The organism is Lacrimispora sp. (genome assembly GCF_047605665.1).
In the GTDB taxonomy this organism is placed as follows: domain Bacteria; phylum Bacillota; class Clostridia; order Lachnospirales; family Lachnospiraceae; genus Lacrimispora.
Map to the genome: position 1 here is coordinate 186,653 of NZ_JASGFH010000005.1, position 19,594 is coordinate 206,246.

General features: G+C 46.1%; 13 protein-coding genes. 5 read left to right on the top strand and 8 right to left on the bottom strand.

Annotated features, from left to right (window positions below):
• Window positions 1-12 precede the first annotated feature (12 nt).
• Window positions 13-5,985, bottom strand: coding sequence for an MBG domain-containing protein (locus QM657_RS05705; RefSeq protein WP_415065612.1), 5,973 nt, complete (start codon window positions 5,983-5,985; stop codon window positions 13-15).
• Window positions 5,986-6,411: 426 nt separating this feature from the next.
• Between QM657_RS05705 and QM657_RS05710 the strand changes: the two genes are divergently transcribed.
• The 3 genes from QM657_RS05710 to QM657_RS05720 all read left to right on the top strand — a co-directional run bounded on the left by QM657_RS05710 (window position 6,412) and on the right by QM657_RS05720 (window position 9,416).
• Window positions 6,412-7,026: a DsbA family oxidoreductase gene (locus tag QM657_RS05710; protein ID WP_415065613.1), complete on the top strand. Its 615-nt coding sequence runs from the start codon at window positions 6,412-6,414 to the stop codon at window positions 7,024-7,026.
• 35 nt (window positions 7,027-7,061) lie between these two features.
• Window positions 7,062-8,210: an aldo/keto reductase gene (locus QM657_RS05715; RefSeq protein WP_415065614.1), complete on the top strand. Its 1,149-nt coding sequence runs from the start codon at window positions 7,062-7,064 to the stop codon at window positions 8,208-8,210.
• 339 nt (window positions 8,211-8,549) lie between these two features.
• Complete coding sequence (locus tag QM657_RS05720) at window positions 8,550-9,416, top strand: AraC family transcriptional regulator (RefSeq protein WP_415065615.1); 867 nt, start codon at window positions 8,550-8,552, stop codon at window positions 9,414-9,416.
• A gap of 143 nt (window positions 9,417-9,559) precedes the next feature.
• Here QM657_RS05720 and QM657_RS05725 read toward each other — a convergent pair whose 3' ends face one another.
• The 3 genes from QM657_RS05725 to QM657_RS05735 all read right to left on the bottom strand — a co-directional run bounded on the left by QM657_RS05725 (window position 9,560) and on the right by QM657_RS05735 (window position 12,288).
• Window positions 9,560-10,750, bottom strand: coding sequence for a coenzyme F420-0:L-glutamate ligase (locus QM657_RS05725; protein ID WP_415065616.1), 1,191 nt, complete (start codon window positions 10,748-10,750; stop codon window positions 9,560-9,562).
• A gap of 124 nt (window positions 10,751-10,874) precedes the next feature.
• Window positions 10,875-11,330 carry a GNAT family N-acetyltransferase gene (locus QM657_RS05730; RefSeq protein WP_415065617.1) on the bottom strand — a complete coding sequence of 152 codons (456 nt, stop codon included), beginning with the start codon at window positions 11,328-11,330 and terminating at the stop codon, window positions 10,875-10,877.
• Between the two features lie 124 nt (window positions 11,331-11,454).
• Entirely contained in the window at window positions 11,455-12,288 is an 834-nt protein-coding gene (locus QM657_RS05735; protein WP_415065618.1) for a LysM peptidoglycan-binding domain-containing protein, read from the bottom strand.
• A gap of 766 nt (window positions 12,289-13,054) precedes the next feature.
• Between QM657_RS05735 and QM657_RS05740 the strand changes: the two genes are divergently transcribed.
• Both QM657_RS05740 and QM657_RS05745 read left to right on the top strand, forming a co-directional pair.
• Window positions 13,055-15,592, top strand: coding sequence for a PAS domain S-box protein (locus QM657_RS05740; RefSeq protein ID WP_415065619.1), 2,538 nt, complete (start codon window positions 13,055-13,057; stop codon window positions 15,590-15,592).
• A gap of 125 nt (window positions 15,593-15,717) precedes the next feature.
• Complete coding sequence (locus tag QM657_RS05745) at window positions 15,718-16,020, top strand: hypothetical protein (RefSeq protein ID WP_415065620.1); 303 nt, start codon at window positions 15,718-15,720, stop codon at window positions 16,018-16,020.
• A 161-nt stretch (window positions 16,021-16,181) separates the two neighbouring features.
• Here the strand turns inward: QM657_RS05745 and QM657_RS05750 are convergent, their stop codons facing one another.
• The 4 genes from QM657_RS05750 to QM657_RS05765 all read right to left on the bottom strand — a co-directional run bounded on the left by QM657_RS05750 (window position 16,182) and on the right by QM657_RS05765 (window position 19,579).
• Window positions 16,182-16,439 (bottom strand): HPr family phosphocarrier protein, encoded by a 258-nt coding sequence (locus QM657_RS05750; protein ID WP_415065621.1) that lies wholly within the window; start codon window positions 16,437-16,439, stop codon window positions 16,182-16,184.
• Window positions 16,440-16,464: 25 nt separating this feature from the next.
• Window positions 16,465-16,923 carry a hypothetical protein gene (locus QM657_RS05755; protein WP_415065622.1) on the bottom strand — a complete coding sequence of 153 codons (459 nt, stop codon included), beginning with the start codon at window positions 16,921-16,923 and terminating at the stop codon, window positions 16,465-16,467.
• Between the two features lie 134 nt (window positions 16,924-17,057).
• On the bottom strand, window positions 17,058-18,527 hold the full coding sequence (gene xylB / locus QM657_RS05760; RefSeq protein ID WP_415065623.1) for a xylulokinase: 1,470 nt from the start codon (window positions 18,525-18,527) through the stop codon (window positions 17,058-17,060).
• Window positions 18,527-19,579, bottom strand: a complete 1,053-nt coding sequence (locus QM657_RS05765) for a zinc-dependent alcohol dehydrogenase (RefSeq protein ID WP_415065624.1) — start codon at window positions 19,577-19,579, stop codon at window positions 18,527-18,529. The genes xylB and QM657_RS05765 overlap by 1 nt, the downstream gene beginning before the upstream one ends.
• Window positions 19,580-19,594 lie beyond the last annotated feature (15 nt).

The following is a 19,594-nucleotide window of genomic DNA, read 5'->3' on the forward strand; positions in this document are numbered from 1 at the left end:
CTTGTCAGGTCATCACTTTTCTTCTTTTCTCTTTCCGGTAATCATTGCGTACGCCGCTAATAAAACTCCGGTTATAATTGCCGCAAGATTTGGCATCACATTTCTATCACCGGTTTTTGGAAGGCCTGCCAGCGGGGTCTGATATTCGGCCTCTCCTTCCTCCGGCAAGGTGGCCAGCGGAATCTGGTTGGGTTCTATGACTACCAGAGCGCCGGGGCCTCCCGGTACAAATGGTCTGTCTGATGCAGGTGAGCTTCCGCCTCCTCCCGACCCTCCGGTGCTTCCGCCAGAAGGCCTTCGGTTTACTGTCAATACTCCGTCTTTATAAATAACCTGATAATTATCCAGGGATAAAACGGGGTCCATAAACGTGATGGCATAGTTTCCTGCCACACTGGTCCGGTCAGCGCCGGTCATCAACTGCGGTTTTAATCCAAGCGCTTCTGCTGTCTCTCCATTTACCAGCCCTTCGATGACATAGGTCAGTGCAGGATTGGCATTTCCCTGAGTCTTTGATTTGTCAGCGGCGGTTACTGTGATGGACGCTTTGCTGACGGTCAAAGTTCCGTCTTTTACAGCCATCCGGTAACCCTCTGTCACGTTGTCGCCATTTTCATTTTCAATGACAACGTAGGATATCCTGTTGGGCTGGGTCCCTGCATTCGTTATCTTGGAATCCTCAGTCATAACCACCTTAACGATGCGGTCTTTGGGCTTAAGGCTTCCTGTTACGCTGTATTCAGCTTTACTGAGCTCTGTTCCGTCATAGACCTTTTCTGCATCAGAAGCCGTGAATACGATTTCTTCTTCGGCCATTCCAACAGTCAGTATTCCCTTTACATAGGCGATCGTATAGTTATCTGTCACTGACGGAGGGTCTATGAATGTGATATCATACGTTCCCGGAGGGCTGTTTCTGGTGGCTGCTGTGTCAAGCGTTATCTTTTCCTCAAGGGGAACTCCGTGTTCAGGATATCCTGTTACCTCATATTTCAGAGTCGGATTTTCCTCCCCATAGGCTTTCGCCTTGTCAATAGCCGTCACTGTCAACTGAGCTTTGCTCACAGCCAGATTTCCAGGCACAAGAGTCAGACGGCTGTAATTTTTCGTCACATCTTTGCCTGCTTTATTTTTGATGATCACTGACTTGATTTTGTTTTTCTGGGTTCCTGCATTTGTTATGACAGAATCTTCTGTCATCTCCACGCTGTCGACGTAGTCTTCTTCTGCAAGGCTTCCCATGACCTGAAACTCATTATTTGTCAAGGCTGTTCCGTCATATATCCTGCTTTCGCTTCCAGCCATGATCACAACTTCCGAGTCGTTCTTCGTTACAACCAGGGTTCCGGGAATATAGGCAATCACATAATTTTTTGTGATCAATACAGGCTTATCAAACGTAATGGGATAGAAGCCGGCCGGGCTGTCTTTCTTAGCTGTTGTTTTCAGCCTTGGCTCAATTCCCAGATCGGATAAGCGTTCTTCTTTTGCAAAACCTGCGGCAGTATATCCCAGCTCAGGGTTGGAGGCTCCGTATACCCTGGAGGTGGATTTGGCCATGATGACTGCGGGAGCCTTTGTTACGACCAGAAGTCCGTCAATGGTTCTCACATTTTCGTAATGTTCTGTTACGTTCTCACCTGCGGTATTTACAATCTGGTAGGAGGCAATGCGGTTCTTCTTCGTTCCTGCATCTGTGATTCTGGAATCTTCTGTCATGGTGACGCTCACAATGCGGTCACCTTCTGCCAGAGTTCCGCTGTACTTAAAGTCTGAATTGGTCAGTTCGTTTCCATCGTATACCTTAACTGCTCCTGATGCTGCAATGGTGATTCTGGCTTTGCTGGAGGTTACGGTCAGCTTTCCAGGGACGTATTCAATGCTGTAGTTGACCGCTTGCGGCTGGCTTTCAAATGTGATAGAATAATCTCCGCCTGGGGGGCTGGTCTTGTTTGCATTCGTTAGAAGCATTATGCCAAGTCCCAGATTATCCGGTCTTTCATCATTCTTAAAGCCTTCTATGCGGTAAATCAGAGGCGGAATGCCTTTTCCATATTCCTTAGTCACATCATTGGCAATGACCTTGGCCGCCGCCTTATTTACCGTCAAGTTTCCCGGCTTATAGTCAAACACATAATTTCCTTTTGAATAAACAGGGGATACAAAGTTGATTGGATATACATCCACTTTGCTGGTCTCATCAGCTTCTGTTGTCAGACTCACTGCAACGCCTAAGGTTTCCAGTGTGTCCGGTCCTATAAAACCGGAAGGGGGCTGGAAGGTCAGCGCGCTGTTTCCTGTTCCATAGGGCCTTTGCTGGTCATTTGCTGTTATGGTGACCGTAGCAGGCGTTACGGATAATGTTCCGTTATTGCGTGCCACTTCATATCTGCCGGTAATATCGTTTCCGCTCTTATCCCGGATTACAATATTTTCTATTGCATTGGGCGTTGTTCCAACATCCTGAACAGACCCGGACAGTGCCACTTCTATCTGCTCTTCACTGCCTATTCCTGTCACCTCGTATCCAACGGATTCACCGGTTAAAGGCTGGCCATTATAAGCTCTGGACAAGGACTTTGCAGTTACTGTGACTGCATTCTTTTTAAGATAATAGAGATTTAATACCGTGGTTCTGTCTCCGCTTACGATCTCGCTGGTCTTATGATCAATAATTCCTTCTTTATACCAGTACCCGGAAAACTCTTTTATATAAGTTTCATCACTCACTGTGCTCTCAGTTGCTGAGAATTTTGTTTCAGGAGATTCTTTTGATTTTGTAAAATGCTCCTGTAACGTTCCTGATGTTCCTGGAATCTGCAGCCAGTGATTGACTTTAAATTCCGTCGTATCATCGGGCTTCCATATGGCGTATAACGTCACATTATTTCCAGGCATCCTGAGTTTCTTTCCATTCCCTTTCACGTATGCCGGTGTGCCTGCATCAGGATTTTCATCCCATCCAAGGAACATATACCCCAGTCTAGGAGGTATTTTATCATAGCGGATCGTTACACTTTCTCCTTGTGTATAAGGCTTGCTCTCAGGAAGATTGGAAGCCTCGCCGCCGTTTGGAAGATATACCAGATTATATTTGCCATTATCCCGGACAACGCCGTCTACATTCCAGTAGGTCTTGCCGTTGCCTGTTTTTCGGAGTTTGATTACATACCAGAGGATGTGCTGGGTATTGGGATTAAAGGAAATACGGGTTCCCTTTAAAACCTCACTGATTTCGTCATTTCCCGGTACTTCCCGTAAGTTTGCCCTGACATTGTCCAGGTTATTGTTAACGGATACCGGAGACCTAAGCTTTCCTTTCAGAATTTCAGCCGATTCTTTCGGATAATATCCGGTTGTGCCGTAGCTGGCAGGTTCTATGGCAAAGTCAGTTCCTTCTTTAATGAAGAAGTATGCCGTATTGTCAGAGTCCTGGCCATTTACATCGATCCAAATGGCATAATAGGTGGTGGTGCTGTTACTTACTGAACGCTGAACTCCCGGCACATAAACTCTCTCCGCTTCATTGCCCTGTTCTCCCTGGCCCTTTTGATTGGTGGACCAGCCTGCGAACAAATGCCCGTCTCTGGATATTCCCAGGGCAGATGGCTGCGGCAGTGAAAAGCTTCCGTTTACTTTTAACGTCTGCGTATCGCCTGTTCCGCCGTTGGGGTTGAAAGTGACTTCGTATGAATTATACCAAAGGTATATATCGGTCAATTCATTTGAATATATCCAAGGCCAGTAATAGTCAGAATATATTTTACCTTTATTATAATAAAAGCTTTCCAATGAACTTCCTTTGAAGTCACTTCCTTTGGTGGCCTTTGAAAAATAATACTGCTTCTTGATATCTTCACCCATTTTATTGAGGATTGTATCGGCGAAACTGGAAGAAGTGTATTGCTGCCCATTGGACGCACTTTGTGTAAAGTTTCCAACAGTCTTTCCGATTTCCTGCTTCGTCTTCGCGTCCATTACATGTACCTTCAATTCAGCTTTTGAAGCAAATGTAACGGTATACACGGAGAAATGCTCCGCATCAAAGGACACCTGACCGATCTGGGTTCCTTCCTCTACGGCAATGGTTTCAACGACATCCTCCAGGCTGCTGACATCTTTTACAGAAATCTTCTGAACCGCTTCAGAGGCCACATCCACCGTCAAATCCACATACATGATTCCAACGCGTTCTGCATGCTGGCTCTTCTCTTCAATAGGTGCTCCTGAAAAGGTTACGTTGACATAACCGTGGCTGCTCCAGCCATTATCCAGCTCTTCCCCGTCAGCGTACAGCTTGATGTCATATGCCAATACATCATTGACCCCATCTTCTGCTGCCTTTTCTTTCACCGCTTCTTCAACCTTTTGAGTCACCTCTGTAATCCTGGCTTCCGTTCCTGCCGGAAGGATTCCAGGTGCAGCGTAAAGACTGACAGTGACTCCGTTCATGGTCTGTTCAAACTTAAATTCCGGATGCTCTCCGGTGGCCGTTGTGGTGATTACAATTTCCTGGTCCTCTGTCACATCTGTTACGGTATAGTGAAGGGTTTTGTCATTTTCTGACGGGTCTTTCACTTCATCTGCAACGGCGGACTCACCGTTAATTGTCACCGCATTGATCTCATATCCAACCTGAGGGGTTACACCAAAGGAAAGGGTTCCATTCTCTTCTACCAATCCCGGCCCTTGTGCATATGCTGTTCCAACCGGCTCTACAGAATACGTCACCCGGTATCCTTCCGCTGATGTGTCCACATGGAGCTGGTTTAACGTCGTAACATAAGCTTTTGCATAATAGGACTCATCTAGCAAAACCGCACCATAGGTTTTCCCTTTAGAAGTTCCTGATACTGCCGAATCCCCAACTGTACCGCCTGCCGGTTCTTCCCTGTTTTCAGATTCCGAATCAGAAGGGGTGGCCGTTTTTAAAATGGAAGTATCTGATGAAGTGAGCACGGAAAGCATATGTCTTGAAATAGATGCCTGAACTTTCGCACCTTCATCTCCCGACTGGCTGTTATCCGCTTCTGATTCAGCTTCATTGGACGAACCGGTATCAGAAGGATCACTTCCCGCATCAGCATTCCCGGAAGGCTCCTGGGAGCTTGTCTGACTTTCATCACCAGATGTCCCTCCAGACCCTGTTTCTGCTCCGCCTTCTGCCTCTGTGCTGTCCTCTGTTTCACCGGCAGTTCCAGTGCCATTTCCTGTTTCTGCTTCATCTGAATCCTTTGTTTCTTTGACACTTCCTGTTTCATCGGGACCTTTGGTTTCTTCCGAACCCTTTGTCCCTTCCGCACTTCCCGTTTCATCCGAACCCTTTGTCTCTTTTGCGCTTCCTGTTTCATTCGTATTCTTTGTTTCTTCCGCAGCTCCTGTCCCCGTCTCAGACCCAGCTTCCGGCTCACCCGGATTTACGGCATTTCCATCAGGCAGTGCTGTCTCCGGCTGTGTCTGCGGACCTCCGGGAATGGCTGCTGCACTTTCCGAGAAGGCCTTCACACTGACTTTCTGGGTCAAATAGCCGTCAATATTGGAGCGGAATGTGATTCTGCCGTCAGATTCATTCACATAAAGGAAAATGATCTCTTCCTCACCTGTCAGCAAATACCCTCCATCAGTGTCTGCTGTCCGGATAAACATGCGAAGCTCTGCCCCGTCAGCGCCGGCTTCCTCCTCCATGTAGTAACCCGGATTGAATTCATACACAAGGCCATTGCCAAATAACTTTTCATATTCCCGTTTCAGAGATGGGTCCTCATCTCCGAGGCCCAAATCAGCCGCATGAAAAGTTTCGCCCGAATCGATGGCAGCCTGTGCAGAACTTCGCAGTTCTTCTCCGCTTATCATAAAAACAGCATTTTCATGATCAAATGCTCTCTCTACATCTGCCCATGATACCATATTAAATGATGTCATAGTCAGACAAAGCGCGAGGAAACCTGCAAGACCCTGCCGGAATTTTCTTCTTCCCTGCTTCATATCAACTCTCCTTTCCATAAATTATTTTAAAATTCATAAGGTATATTCAGACGCCAAGAACAAGCCCCTTTTTTCGTACTGTATGTACTTATTCCCTTCTCCTTATTTATATGCCGAAGAAAATATATACTGAACCAATAACAAAGGTTTCCCGCTGAACAAAGCGTTATACATAAAACCTTCCATTTTTTTACTTTGATGTATCTATCGTGCCGGGATCAAATGATATCCACGAAATTCCCATTATTTTTTCAGCATTTTCTTTCTTATTATTTATAATACTTTCACCCCTGCCTATTTTGTCAGAATTTCCATGCCAGCTTGTATATAAAGTAAAATTATAATATAATAAGCATAAGTTCCGTCAATCTTCGGAACTATAACGAGGTTTGTTTTTCCTGCGGGAAAAGAGAAAGGAGCCAGCTTATGGATAAAAATGAGAAAAAGAAAGTGGAAGTATTTTTCGATTATATATGCCCTTTTTGCTATGCAGGGCTAAAGCATTTGGAGGATTTAATTCCGGAATATGACATAGAAATAGAATGGAGGGCCGTTGAGGCTCATCCCAAATCGGAACCTCCCCACGATATTTCCGACCACCAGGAAGCCTGGGAGCGTAAAGTCAGACCTCTCGTTCTTCAGGCCGGTCTGAAGCTGAATTCCCCTGTTTCCCCTGTTCCCAGAAGCGACAAAGCTTTTGAGGCGATGCACTATATCATTGAGCATCAGGGAAATGTGGAAGAATACCACAAAAATATGTTCAGAGCCATGTTTGTGGAGCAAAAAGACGTGGAAGATATCTCTGTTATTCTCTCCTGCGCACAAAATTGCGGTATCAACCCAGCCGATCTGGAAACCGCTTTAAAAGACGGAACTTATTCTGAAAAACAGCAGCAGTCCTTATCTTACGCTTATGAAGAAACTGGAATTGAAGTAGTCCCGACTTTCATCAGCGGTCCTCACCGCCTGGATGCTGCGGCAGGAGTAGGCGTTACAAAAGAACAGGTGAAAGAATTTTTAGACAGCCTTTTTGAGGATTAGAAATAAGCGTTTAAATAAGAGGAGGATATGGATTCATGAATTATCGCGAACTGGGCAATACGGGCCTAAAGGTCAGTGAAATCGGCATGGGGTGTGAAGGCTTTGTAGATAAGCCTTACCAGCAGATAAAAGAATTTGTAGATGCCATGGAGGCAGGGGGAGTCAACTGCATTGACTTATATACCCCGGACCCGGTACTGCGTTCCATGCTTGGCCGGGCCTTGCGGGGCCGCAGGGAAAAATTTTTGCTCCAGGCCCATCTCTGCACAGTCTGGAAAAACGGCCAGTATAAGCGGACCAGGGATATTAAAGAAGTTAAGGAAGGCTTTGAAGACCAGTTGGAGCGGTTGGAAACCGACCATGTGGAAATCGGCATGATTCACTATGTTGATTCCCTGTCTGATTGGGAATCCGTCAAGGAAGGGGCTGTTATGGAGTACGCCCGAAAGTTGAAGGAATCGGGCAGAATCGGCTCCATCGGCCTTTCCAGCCACAATCCGGAAGCTGCCCTGGCTGCCGTAAACAGCGGTCTGATCGATGTCCTCATGTTCAGTATCAACCCCTGCTACGATCTCCAGCCTGCCAGCGAAAACATAGAAGAGCTATGGGATACGAAAAGCTATGAAAAACCGCTGGTCAATATGGACCCGGACCGCCAGGCCCTGTATGAGACGTGTCAAAGGCTGGGAGTGGCCATCACGGTGATGAAAGCATTTGGAGGCGGCGATCTTCTAAGCGCCGAACTGTCTCCTGCCGGAATGGCATTGACACCTTACCAGTGCCTCCATTATGCCCTGACCCGGCCTGCCGTAGCCACGGTCATGTCGGGAGCCAGGACTTTAGAAGAATTAAAGCTCAGTATTTCCTATGTGGATGCGCCTGACAGTGAAAAGGATTATGCAGCCGCCTTTGCTGCGCTGCCCAAGATCAGTTGGAAGGGCCACTGCATGTACTGCGGCCACTGCGCCCCATGTCCTGTGGGAATCGATATCGCCGCTGTCACCAAGTTTTTAAATCTGGCAATCGCCCAGAACGATATACCGGAAACAGTCCGGGAACACTATGAAGTCCTGCCCCACAAGGCAGGAGAATGTATCCGCTGTAAAGCCTGTGACAAACGGTGTCCCTTTGATGTGCCCGCCATGGATAACATGGAAAAAGCGGCTCAGATGTTTGGGGCATAGGGAATTCATAAAAAAGCGCTTTAGATGTTTGGGACATAGGGAATTTATAAAAAGAGCGCCTAAATAATCAAGGGCGGTGACATAAGATAAAGTAATAAGCACCGGTTCCGCCGTTTTCAGGCGGTATCGGTGTTTGTTATTTAAAGAAACTGAACAGCAGGTTTTTGTTATTTCTCTATGGATATAATTGGTGAAAGTATGCTGATAATATGAATTGAACAAAAAATGCTCACCGTAAAGATCATTTGCTTCCATGGGAGTCCGATATTTTTTACATACAAAAGTCGAGTATTGATAAAGCAGATTTGGTATGATGTAGAAGCGAAGGGAGGGAAGGATATGCTGCAGGAACTAAACCGGGCTATTGAGTATATCGAAGAACATTTGACTGACGAACTGTATCTGGAAAAAGTATCTGAATATGTTGGAATCTCCGATTATCATTTTCGGACAGTATTCTTTTATCTTGCAGGAATGACATTGAGTGAATATATAAAAAGCAGGCGGTTGTCAAAAGCCAATGAAGATTTGCTGATGGGAGAAAAGGTCACAGACGTCGCTTATAAGTACGGCTACGGGTCCATGGATGGCTTTGCCCGTGCATTCAAAAAATGGAGCGGCTTTTTGCCCTCAGATGCAGTCAAAAAAAGGATCAGTAAGCCCTTCCCCAAGCTTTCATTTGTCATCACAACCAAAGGAGGAAATACGATGGAATGCAGAATTGAAGAAAAACCGGCGTTTTATCTGGCCGGTGTAAGCAAGCGGGTTCCCATGCAGTTTGAGGGTGTCAACAATGCGATTGTGGAGCTTGCAATGAGCATTACAAAAGAACAAAGAGAGGAAATGCACGCGCTGCAAGACATGGAACCTCATCAGATCATCAACGCTTCTTATGAAGCAGACGCCGGCTTTTTGAAAGAAGAAGGTGAACTGACCCATTTGATCGGCGTGCTGACCACCAAAGAAGAAGTAAGCGGCCAACTGGTGAAAGTTCCGGTAGAAGCCTGCTCCTGGGCCGTTTTTCCCAATGAAGGCCCATTTCCCTTCACGCTGCAAAACACCATGGCGCGAATCTATTCCGAATGGCTTCCCAATTCCGATTATGAGGTCATCGACATGCCCGCTTTTTCCTTTTCAAAAATGGATGAACATAAAAAAGATTACGCTTACAGTGAAGTCTGGACACCGGTCCGGAAGAAAAAATGAATTTGTTTGTGTATCATCTGCTCTTGCAGCAGAAAGCATAAAACGGCGGGAAATATCCCCGCCGTTTTATTGTTTCGTTATGTCAGCACCTTTTACAGAGGCGCTTTATTTTGTAGTTATAAAAGCTTCCGGATAAAAGGAGCTTAATTTGTAAAGTTGTCAAAATAACCCTGGATGTGAATGATAGGAGTTCCCTTATCACCGGAGCCGCTGGTTAAGTCGCACAGAGAGCCGATCAAGTCGGTTAAGCGGCGGGGGGTTGTCCCCTGGGATGCCATATCTCCCACCAGATTTTCTTTCTTGTCTTTGATGCGTCCCTCGATAGCCTTTTGCAGCGCTTCACCGGAAAGGTCTGCAAAATCATTATCCGCCAGGTATTTAAGCTTGATCTCATTAGGAGTTCCATTGAGTCCGGGAGTATTAGCCACAGAAACGCAGGGATCAGCCAGCTCCCAGATCTTTCCTACCGGGTCCTTAAATGCGCCGTCGCCGTAAACCATGGCTTCCACATGCTTTCCTGTTGCCTCCAGCAGTTTTTTCTGGATGTCCTCCACAAGAGGTGTACATTCACGCGGGAAAAGCTTGACCTTATCTTCGGTGGATTTGTTGGAGCCAAGGAGTCCGAAGCGCTCATTATAGCCGCTGCCGTCTACGGAAGCGTTGAGGATGTCGTCAAGTCCGCATACTCTCTCTGCACCGCCAGCCTTAAGAATCTTTTTCGTACGGGCACGGGTATGGATATCGCAGCAGAGCACATTTTTGGTGTAATCCAGAATCACTCTGGAATCATTGGCAAAAATAATATCGCATTCTGCACCTTCCGCACGGACAAGGTCTCCATAATACTGCACATAATCCACGCCTGTAAAGGTGTGCTTGTTCTCGCCGAACAATTCCCGGTATTTTTCCAGGGTGAGCACATCGCTGTAAGGGTTGATTCCGGCAGCATCGATCTGATCCAAAGAAACCAGTTCATTTCCCACCTCATCGCTGGGATAGCTGAGCATAAGAATCACCTTTTTTGCACCGCGGGCAATACCCTTTAAGCAGACAGAAAAACGGTTGCGGGAAAGGATGGGGAAAATGACACCGATTGTCTCGCCGCCAAGCTTTTGCTTTACATCTGCTGCGATTGCATCAATCGAAGCATAATTTCCCTGAGCGCGGGCTACCACGGATTCTGTCACTGAAACAATATCCCGGTCACGCAGAGAAAAGCCTTCCTGCTCAGCCGCCTCCAATACACTATCTACAACAATTTGAGACAAATCGTCTCCTTCCCTGACAATAGGGCAGCGAATGCCTCTTACTACAGTACCTACTTTACGTTCCATTGTATCATCTCCAAACTTTAGGATTTTTCACTTACATTATAATATAAAATCCTTTTCCAGGGAAGGTAAATTAAAAAATATTATTAATAAAATTACGATTTCCTGCATAGTAACACCGTTTTTTCTATCTTTTCAGCAGTTTTTCCATCACATAGTTGGTGAGCACAACACCGTTTCTCATGACCTGCTGCTCTTTGACCACTCTGTATCCGCGGGCTTCAAAAAATGGCTTTGCCGTAATGGAGGCATGGGTTGTAATGGCATGTACCAAAAACTGCGTTTCCAGGCTGTCACAGAGAGCCGTCGCAATCCCCTGGCCCTGATAGTCCTTGTGAACGAAAAGGTGGTCCAGATATCCTGTATGGTCAATGTCACCAAAGCCTGCAATGGTGCCGTTTTCTGACGCCACCAGGGTATAATGCTCCAGGAACACGCGGTTCCACTGGTCTGCATTTACCGGCCCGGCCCATGCATTAAGCTGTTCCTGGGTATAGTCCTTGCTGCATACCCCATGGACTGTATTGAAAAATAACTCCGTTATTTCCTGTATATCACATTCCCTGTACTCCCTTATTTCCATATGTTCTCCTCCGTTCCTTTCCTCTATCTTATCACGAAACGGCTGTTTTCTCCACCTCAGCACATTTGACAGCCTGCAAAAACAGGCGGCCCATGTCTCTTTGACCGGGCCGCCTGTTTTAGAGCTATAATCCAAAGTACTGCTGGAACTGTCTTACAATTCCCCATGCCATGGCATCTGCCATTTTCATGGCTCCATGCTCAATGTCTTCAAAAACCCGGATTTCGTCATTGTAATCACCGGATATCATATCGGAAGCTTCCACTTTCAGCATCGCAAGGTCATCATAGAGCATCTTCTTCCAGTCCTGGACGGACCAGTTGGGGTTCAGACTGCCCAGGAATTCTGCGATCTGATCCGCATTCTGATACCAGCGCCTTTCCGCAGCATCTGCTGCGCTTGTGTCGCCTGCCTTTATGTCTCTGAAAAGCTCTCTTCCGATTGTAAGGCGGTCTGTCAAAAGGTCTTCAAACCGTTCCCCGCTCTCTTCTCCGTAAAATGGGCGAAGGGCGGTTTCGAAATCTTCCAGGTTTTTCAAAAGACGGCTCGTAACCGCATCTTCATTAGGAGCGGAAAACGCAATGCTTTGAATGAGCATCCTTCTCCAGTAAACATGCTGCATCCATAAAAGCCTTAAGTAATTATTTAAAGTCTGCTCCGCACTGCTGACCCATCGGGGAATAGGCTGAAGTCCGGGCTGAGTTTGAGGCTGGGGCTGAGGGGCTGGCTGGGGACGGGGGCGCGAGGGATATCTGCCTCCGTAAGGAATGCAGATCACCTGCCCGATAAACAGGTTAACAGGATTGATTCCCGGATTTGCAGACATAATCGCATCCACGGTTGTGCTAAACCGCTGTGATAGCAGCCACAATGTGTCTCCTGCCTGAATCACATAAGAATACGTTCCATCCGGACAGGCATTGACCATGCCGATGCTGTTCGATTCTCTGCGGACCATGGGCGGTGTCTGCTGCTGAGCTTGAGACTGGATTTGGGAACGTTGGGATTGGGACTGGGGAGATGTAAATGGCTGGGGCTGCATCCACGGTTGTGTTTGTGGTTGAGTCTGCGATGGAGTCCACGGCTGGCTCTGAGATGGAGTCTGAGGCTGAGTCTGCGATGGAGTCCGCGGTTGAGTCTGCGACGGCATCTGCGGCTGACTCTGCGATGGAGTCCACGGCTGGCTCTGAGATGGAGTCTGCGGCTGCCCCTGCGACGGCATCTGCGGCTGACCCTGCGACGGCATCTGCGGCTGTCCCTGCGATGGAACCTGGGGCTGAGGCTGCCCTTCCCGTGAGGGAGTCGGCTGAATCATATCTTCCCGCGGAACACAGATCATTTGTCCAATGTACATACTATTTAAATTCACGCTCGGATTGGCAGCCACAATGTCCTCTGGGGATACATTGAAACGCCGTGAGATAAACCATAGGGTATCACCAGCCTGAACAGTATAAGAATACATTCCTTCTGAACAAGGAGTCATAATTTTACTGCCTTTCAATTAAACAATTTGCATTATTTTATGATTTCAGAAACAGGAAAGTACCTGTCAACCGCAGACAAAATACAATTTACCTATATACCTTGCAAAAAACTGGAAATTATTTACAGAAAACGAAAATGATCAATTGCATAATGAAAGATTTTTTGATATCATTTCCATATTAATAACTTTTTATTTCTACATTTCACACACTTATTTACTTGAAGGGGGACTCACCATGAAAAATGAAGGAATGGAAAGCATTTTCATGCAAATGCCCATAGGATATGCCCGCCTGGCGTCTTCTGTTGAAAAGACCGCTCCCAGACGTCAATATATTCTCATGGACGCCAATGATACATTTTTTCACTGCTGGGGTTTGAACAGAGAAACGTCACTGAATCAGGAAATATCCCAGCTCCTTAACGATGTCTCCGATACTTCTGCCTGGGAAAATTTTTATGAAAATCTGAATCACGCTAAAAAGGAAAAGCCTTTTATCATAAATATTGGTGAATGCAGCTTTCAGGTAACCCTCCGGCGCAGCGGCCGGTCAAAGGAAATCACAGCCTTTTTCACTGATATCACTGGCATTTACCAGCAGTTGCAGACAGAACAGTGTAAAAACGAGAAACTGGCCGAGGATATTGACATCTTTTTCAACAGCACCCAGGATGGCCTGTTTATCGTCAACTACGTGAACGGAGAATTCCGCTACCTCCGCAACAATATGGCTCATCAGAACTTAACCGGCCTGACCGCACAGCAGTTGAGAGGAAAAACACCGGTCCAGGCCCTTGGCGAGACGGGAGCCCTGCTCCAGAACGGATACCAGAAATGCGTGGACTCCGGCGAAAGCCTGATCTATGAAGAGACAGCTACTTTTAACGGAAAAAGCAGAAGGTGGCTGGTGCGCCTCACTCCCGTGAAGGAAAATGGCCAGGTTTCCTACATCGTAGGTTCCCGCACGGATATTACAGACTTAAGGCGCCTGGAAATAGAAAAGGAACAGCTTTTAGAGAACTTAAATTCCATGTTTACCTCTCATTCAGCCGTTATGCTGATCGTTGACAGGGAGAATGGACGTATTCTGGATGCCAATCCAAAGGCCTGCTCCTTTTACGGTTATACCAAGGAAGAGCTGCTGGCCATGAACATGGAGAACATCAACGGAACCATACACCACAGCCAGATCCACTCTCTCACGGAAACAGACCGCTATTTCCTCTACCCCCACCGTTTAAAAAGCGGGGAAATCAGAATGGTGGATATATACACCAGTCTCATCACCTATGAGGGGAAAAAACAACTGTTTTCCATTATATTTGATGTGTCAGACCGGGAAAAATTCAAGGATGACTTATCAAAAGAAAAGGAACTGTTAAGCGTCACATTTAACTCCATCGGAGACGGAGTCGTTACCACTGATAACGAAGGACTTGTGACCTCCTTAAATAAAGCGGCCAGCGATATCACCGGCTGGAAGAACGAGGAGGCATTTAAAAAGCCTTTTGATGAAATTTTTGACTTGAGAAATGAAGCCACCGGAGAATCCGCATCAAGTCCCATCAGCGAGGTGCTGAGAACCGGAAAGACCGTAGGCCTTGCCAATCACACGGTGCTCTTTGACAAACAGGGGTATATTGTCCCCATTGCAGACAGCGCCGCCCCTATCCGGGACGAAAAAGGGCAGATGTACGGCGTTGTCATGGTCTTTCGGGATGTGAGCCAGGAAAAAACACAGCAGGAACGAATTTTGTATTTAAGCTATCACGATTCCCTGACAGGAATGTTCAACCGAAGATACATGGAAGAAGAACTGCTGCGGATAGACCGGCCCGACAATCTGCCCATTGCCGTCATCATGGGCGATGTGAACGGCTTAAAGGTGAGCAATGACGTGTTCGGCCACAAGACCGGAGATCTCCTTTTAAAATCAGTTGCAGAAGCATTTCAGCAAACCATAGGAGAAATGGGCGTATCCGCCAGATGGGGCGGCGATGAATTTTTAGTCCTGCTCCCGAAAACAGATGCCGGAAAAGCACAAAAGCTGGTGCGGAAGTTGGAAGAAACTTTAAAAAAGAATGACAGCCTTCCTTTTAAGATCAGCGTAGCCCTTGGCATTGACGTGAAATTTGATGAAAATATTCCTTTTCATCAGGTTCTTCAAAAAGCGGAAGAACGGATGTACCACAAAAAGCTCATGGAGGGAAAGACTTACCGCAACAGCATCATGAATTCCCTCTTATCCACCCTGTATGAGAGAAGCACAGAAACCATCGAGCATTCCTTAAGGATGGAGGCCATCTGCCTTTCCATTGCCGAGAAGTTAAATCTCACCCTTGAAGAAAGGGACGAGCTGTCACTCTTTGCCATGCTCCATGATATTGGAAACGTGGGGGTGCGCACAGAGCTTTTGACAAAGCCCGGCCCCTTAGACGAAGAAGAGTGGAAGGAGCTCAGGCGCCATCCGGAATTGGGCTACCGCATCGCACAGAACACACCTGAGCTTTCCATGGTATCCGAATATATACTTTCCCATCATGAAAGATGGGATGGAAACGGCTATCCCAGAGGCTTAAAAGGAACCGATATCCCTCTCTTATGCCGCATTATGTCAATCGCCGATTCCTACGATGCCATGACAAATGACCGTCCTTACCGGAAGGCCATGGAACCCCAGGCGGCAAAAGAAGAAATCAAAAAACTGGCGGGGAAACAGTTTGACCCCTATATAGCCGAAGTCTTCCTGGAACTGGACGACCCTGATCTTTAAACCCGAACAAAATCACCCAGGGGCCCTCTCTTCGCCCTATGGACAGATTCACCTTACAGCCTCCTTTTTAATACCATGTATTAGGACATCAAATAAATGCTCCTGTCAAAAAGGAGGCTGGCACTATGAAAGCAGACAAGGTCACTCTCATTGAAATTAAATATCCCCGGACGGACCAGGAAAAGCAGGCCTGTTTTCTCCTTGTCTGGCAGGACTGGCTGGAGAAAGCCGATGAAAGAATCCGCATGAACGCAGGATTTTACGGTTCTGCGGAGGAAGGGCTTTCCATTCTGGCCCAGGGCATCTTCTGCGGACTGCCCGAAGAAGCCCTGTATATCATCCACCCTCTCCTCACTCTTGGAGGGGCCAGATACCGATTAAGATATATCCCCTGTAATGAAGCTCTCGATGCATTTACCCTTCCTTAAAATCCAGGAAAAGGGATTTAAAAAAGAGGCCTCCTTGTGATTTGATTTTTATCACAGAAGGCCTCTTCATTCTTATTTTTCAGTTTTTATCAAATGTACCAGTCCCGGCACGAAGAATACGGTAAGTTATTCCTGTTTAAATACTGCGTGGAAAATTGCAGCTATAAATTAGCCTCACAAAATACCGTTAACGCTTTACATGCCTCTTCCTCATCACTTCCAGATATAATGATTGAAATGCTGTCTTTAAACCTCACATGAAGAGACATGATAGACATCACATTTTTAACATTTTCAGCACGTTCACCTTTTTGAATTTGAATTTCACTTTGAAACCGGACAGCTATTTTACTCAGCAGAAACGCATTCCTTGCATGGATACCGGTTGGTGTACGAACTACATAATTCAGGATTTTCATATGCAGAACCTCCTTTAAGATGGAATCACGTTCTGGAATCCATATTTTTGCAAATCACACCATTGGCCTCAAAATATTCAACGATAGCTTGCATAAATGCTCTGCTCCGTTTAAAAGCAAAACTTTTTCTACGCACTGGAGTGGAAAGAATGCTGATATGCTGAACGTTAGATGAGGAATGAAAAAATACATCAATTCCTAACCCGGTGATAACAGGCACCTCGTTGAAGCTATCGCCATCAGCCTTATTCTGTACCAGTTCCGGACTGCAATTTACCCTGCAATACTTCACATCTTCAATGGGAAACTGTTTTGGATGGCTGTATTCCTTTGATCTTAACCGATTATTAAGGATACAAAACCTCTTATTCTTATCATCAATCAATAGATAATTGCCAATCCTTTTTGTCACTTCAAATCCCATCAAATCTTTAGAAGCTTCCGCATATGAAGAAACCCGCTGTTGAATTTCTTCCAGGCACATCCCCCTGATTGTTTCTGTGCAATTATTGCTGGCCGCTTCATAGCAATCCCTGCAAATACAGCCGCCCGTATATTTAAATCTCATCATCCCTAATCTGTTGTTGCATACACGACACGTTTTCACTCCGCTCACCCTTACTGATAGATCATCTTTACTGCATCATATATTCTGAGGTACTTATGATACTTTCCGGCATATAAATCCACATGATGCGGTCTTGGAACAATGCTGTTTTTAAATTCAGCAGCCCCTTGCAGTTCCTCTTTCTTATTATTCCCATTTACAGCATTGCAAGCCATTATCGCAGCCCCATAGGCTGCCCCTTCACTGCTGTCGAGCTGGACGATCTCAACGTTCAGCACATCGGATAAAATCTGCATCCAGACCTCACTGTTGGCTCCCCCGCCGGTTACCTTTAATTGATGTAACTCCTCTTCAGATAGCTGCATTGCCTCAGAAAGCTGTTTTACCGCAAAACAAACTCCCTCCATTACCGCAATTGCCAGGTCTTCTCTCGTATGATTTGTATCAAGTCCTATAAAAGCACCTCTCAGGGTCGGATCACTATACACTGTTTTATCGCCAGTCAGGTGCGGATAAAACAGAAGATTATTTTCGCCCAATTTTGAAGTATCAATGGAATCTGTCATGTCATTAAAGTTGTTAACTCCAAGGACCTTCTTCACATACCAGCCATAGCTCCCGCCTGCGGACTGAACAACGCCTTGAATAAGATTGTTTATTTCCTTTCCATCCAAAGAAAATAAAATCCGCTTGCCTTTCATACTTTTGTCGATTTTATTCCTTGACACCATTAACACTCCTGAGGTCCCAATGGATAAAACCGGGTACTGATACCGTAAGCATCCCGTGGCAATTGCCGATGCAGAGTTGTCACCAGTTCCGGCAATCATCTTCACGCCAAAAGGCAGGCCCAGTTCTTCCTGTAAATCAGACCGCAAACTTCCGACGATCTCCTGGCTCCCCTTCACTGGAGGATAGGCGGATTCATGAAGTCCAATTATTTTTCTCATACTTTCTGACCAGCATCGCTCTTCCAAATCATAAAGAGATGACGTAGATGCTTCGCAATAATCCGTACTGTATTTCCCGGTAAAATAATATACGAGATAGTCAGGTCCTATTAAAAACTTATGCAGTTTTTTAAAATTTTCCGGTTCATTGTTTTTCAGCCACAAAAGATTCATTGCCGGGCTGCCGGTGGAAATTATCTTTAAGATCGATGCAGTATCCTCCTGCGTTAATATCCCTTTCACATTCGAAACATCGTCTTTTGTTCTCATATCATTCCACATGATGGCAGGCCGAATACAACACCCATTTTCATCAAGAAAAACAGTTGTATGCATTTGCCCGGTAATACCAATTGCTTCCACAGAATGTCTATCCAGGTCTGAAAGCAGCGCTTTCAGACCTGATTTGACAGCTTCCACCCAGACTTTTGGCCAGATTTCTTTCCAGCCTGGTTGGGGTTCTGAATATTGGTATTCCCGGTCACAGCCTGATACAATTTTTCCAGCCGTATCAATAGCCGTTATCTTGGCCGATGAAGTTCCTATATCAATACCAATATATAATCCCATTACAGTTCTCCAAATTTAATAATCACTTTATAGCTTTCTGTTTTAGCCGCACATTCAATTGCTTTGTCAAATTCAGTATAATCATAGACAGCTTCAATCAGAGGGCTTGGATCAAGAAGGCCTTTTGATAATAACTGGACTGACTGATGATAAGCTTTGATTGTCGGACTGACAGCACCTGTAATTGTGATCTGGTATGAATGTATTCTTCCCATATTTACAGGCACCGGATCATTGGGATGCAGAGAACTGAACATTACACATATCCCGCCTGGCGCCGTCATCTCAACAGTGTCTGCTGCCACCTTAGGAGATGCCGTCGTATTAAATACGGCTGTTGCTCCACGGCCTCCGGTGAGCTTTCGAACCGCCTCAATTACGTTTTCATTCATCGGATCGATTGCATCATCACAGCCCAGTTCAAGTCCCTTTTCACGGCGCCGGGCCAATGGCTCACTTAAAATAACGCGTGCTCCCTTCATCTTCAAAGCCATAACATGAAGCAGCCCCATAGCGCCTCCGCCAATGACAACCACATCATCTCCAAATTCTATGGCTGTACGGTTAATGCTGTTGAGCACACAAGCCAGGGGCTCTGTAAAAGATATCTTCTCAAATGAAACCTCCTCAGGAAATGCGAAGACATCATTGGCTTTTACCACAACGAACTCTGCAAATCCGCCGTATCCGGAAAGTCCATCGGGATTCTGAAAAGTTTTTGTCCTGGGAAGTCCTTCACAGATATTTTCTTCACCATGCTTGCAGTAATAGCACATTTTACAGTCATCAATAATGTAAGCAACCGCCCGCTGGCCCTTTTTAAAGTATTGATCCGTTACTCCAGCGCCCATGTCTTCAATGACGCCGCAGTACTCATGGCCGCCAATACGAGGAAAGCTGTAATTACAGTCTCCATTGAAATCACGCACATCATTTGTACAGATTCCGGAAGCCTTTACCCGAAGCAAAACCTCATCTTCCTTTAATGCCGGCAATTCAATGTCTGAATAAGTCACATTTCGGGGTTCATTTAAAATAATGGCCTTCATCATTTCTCCTTTCCGTTC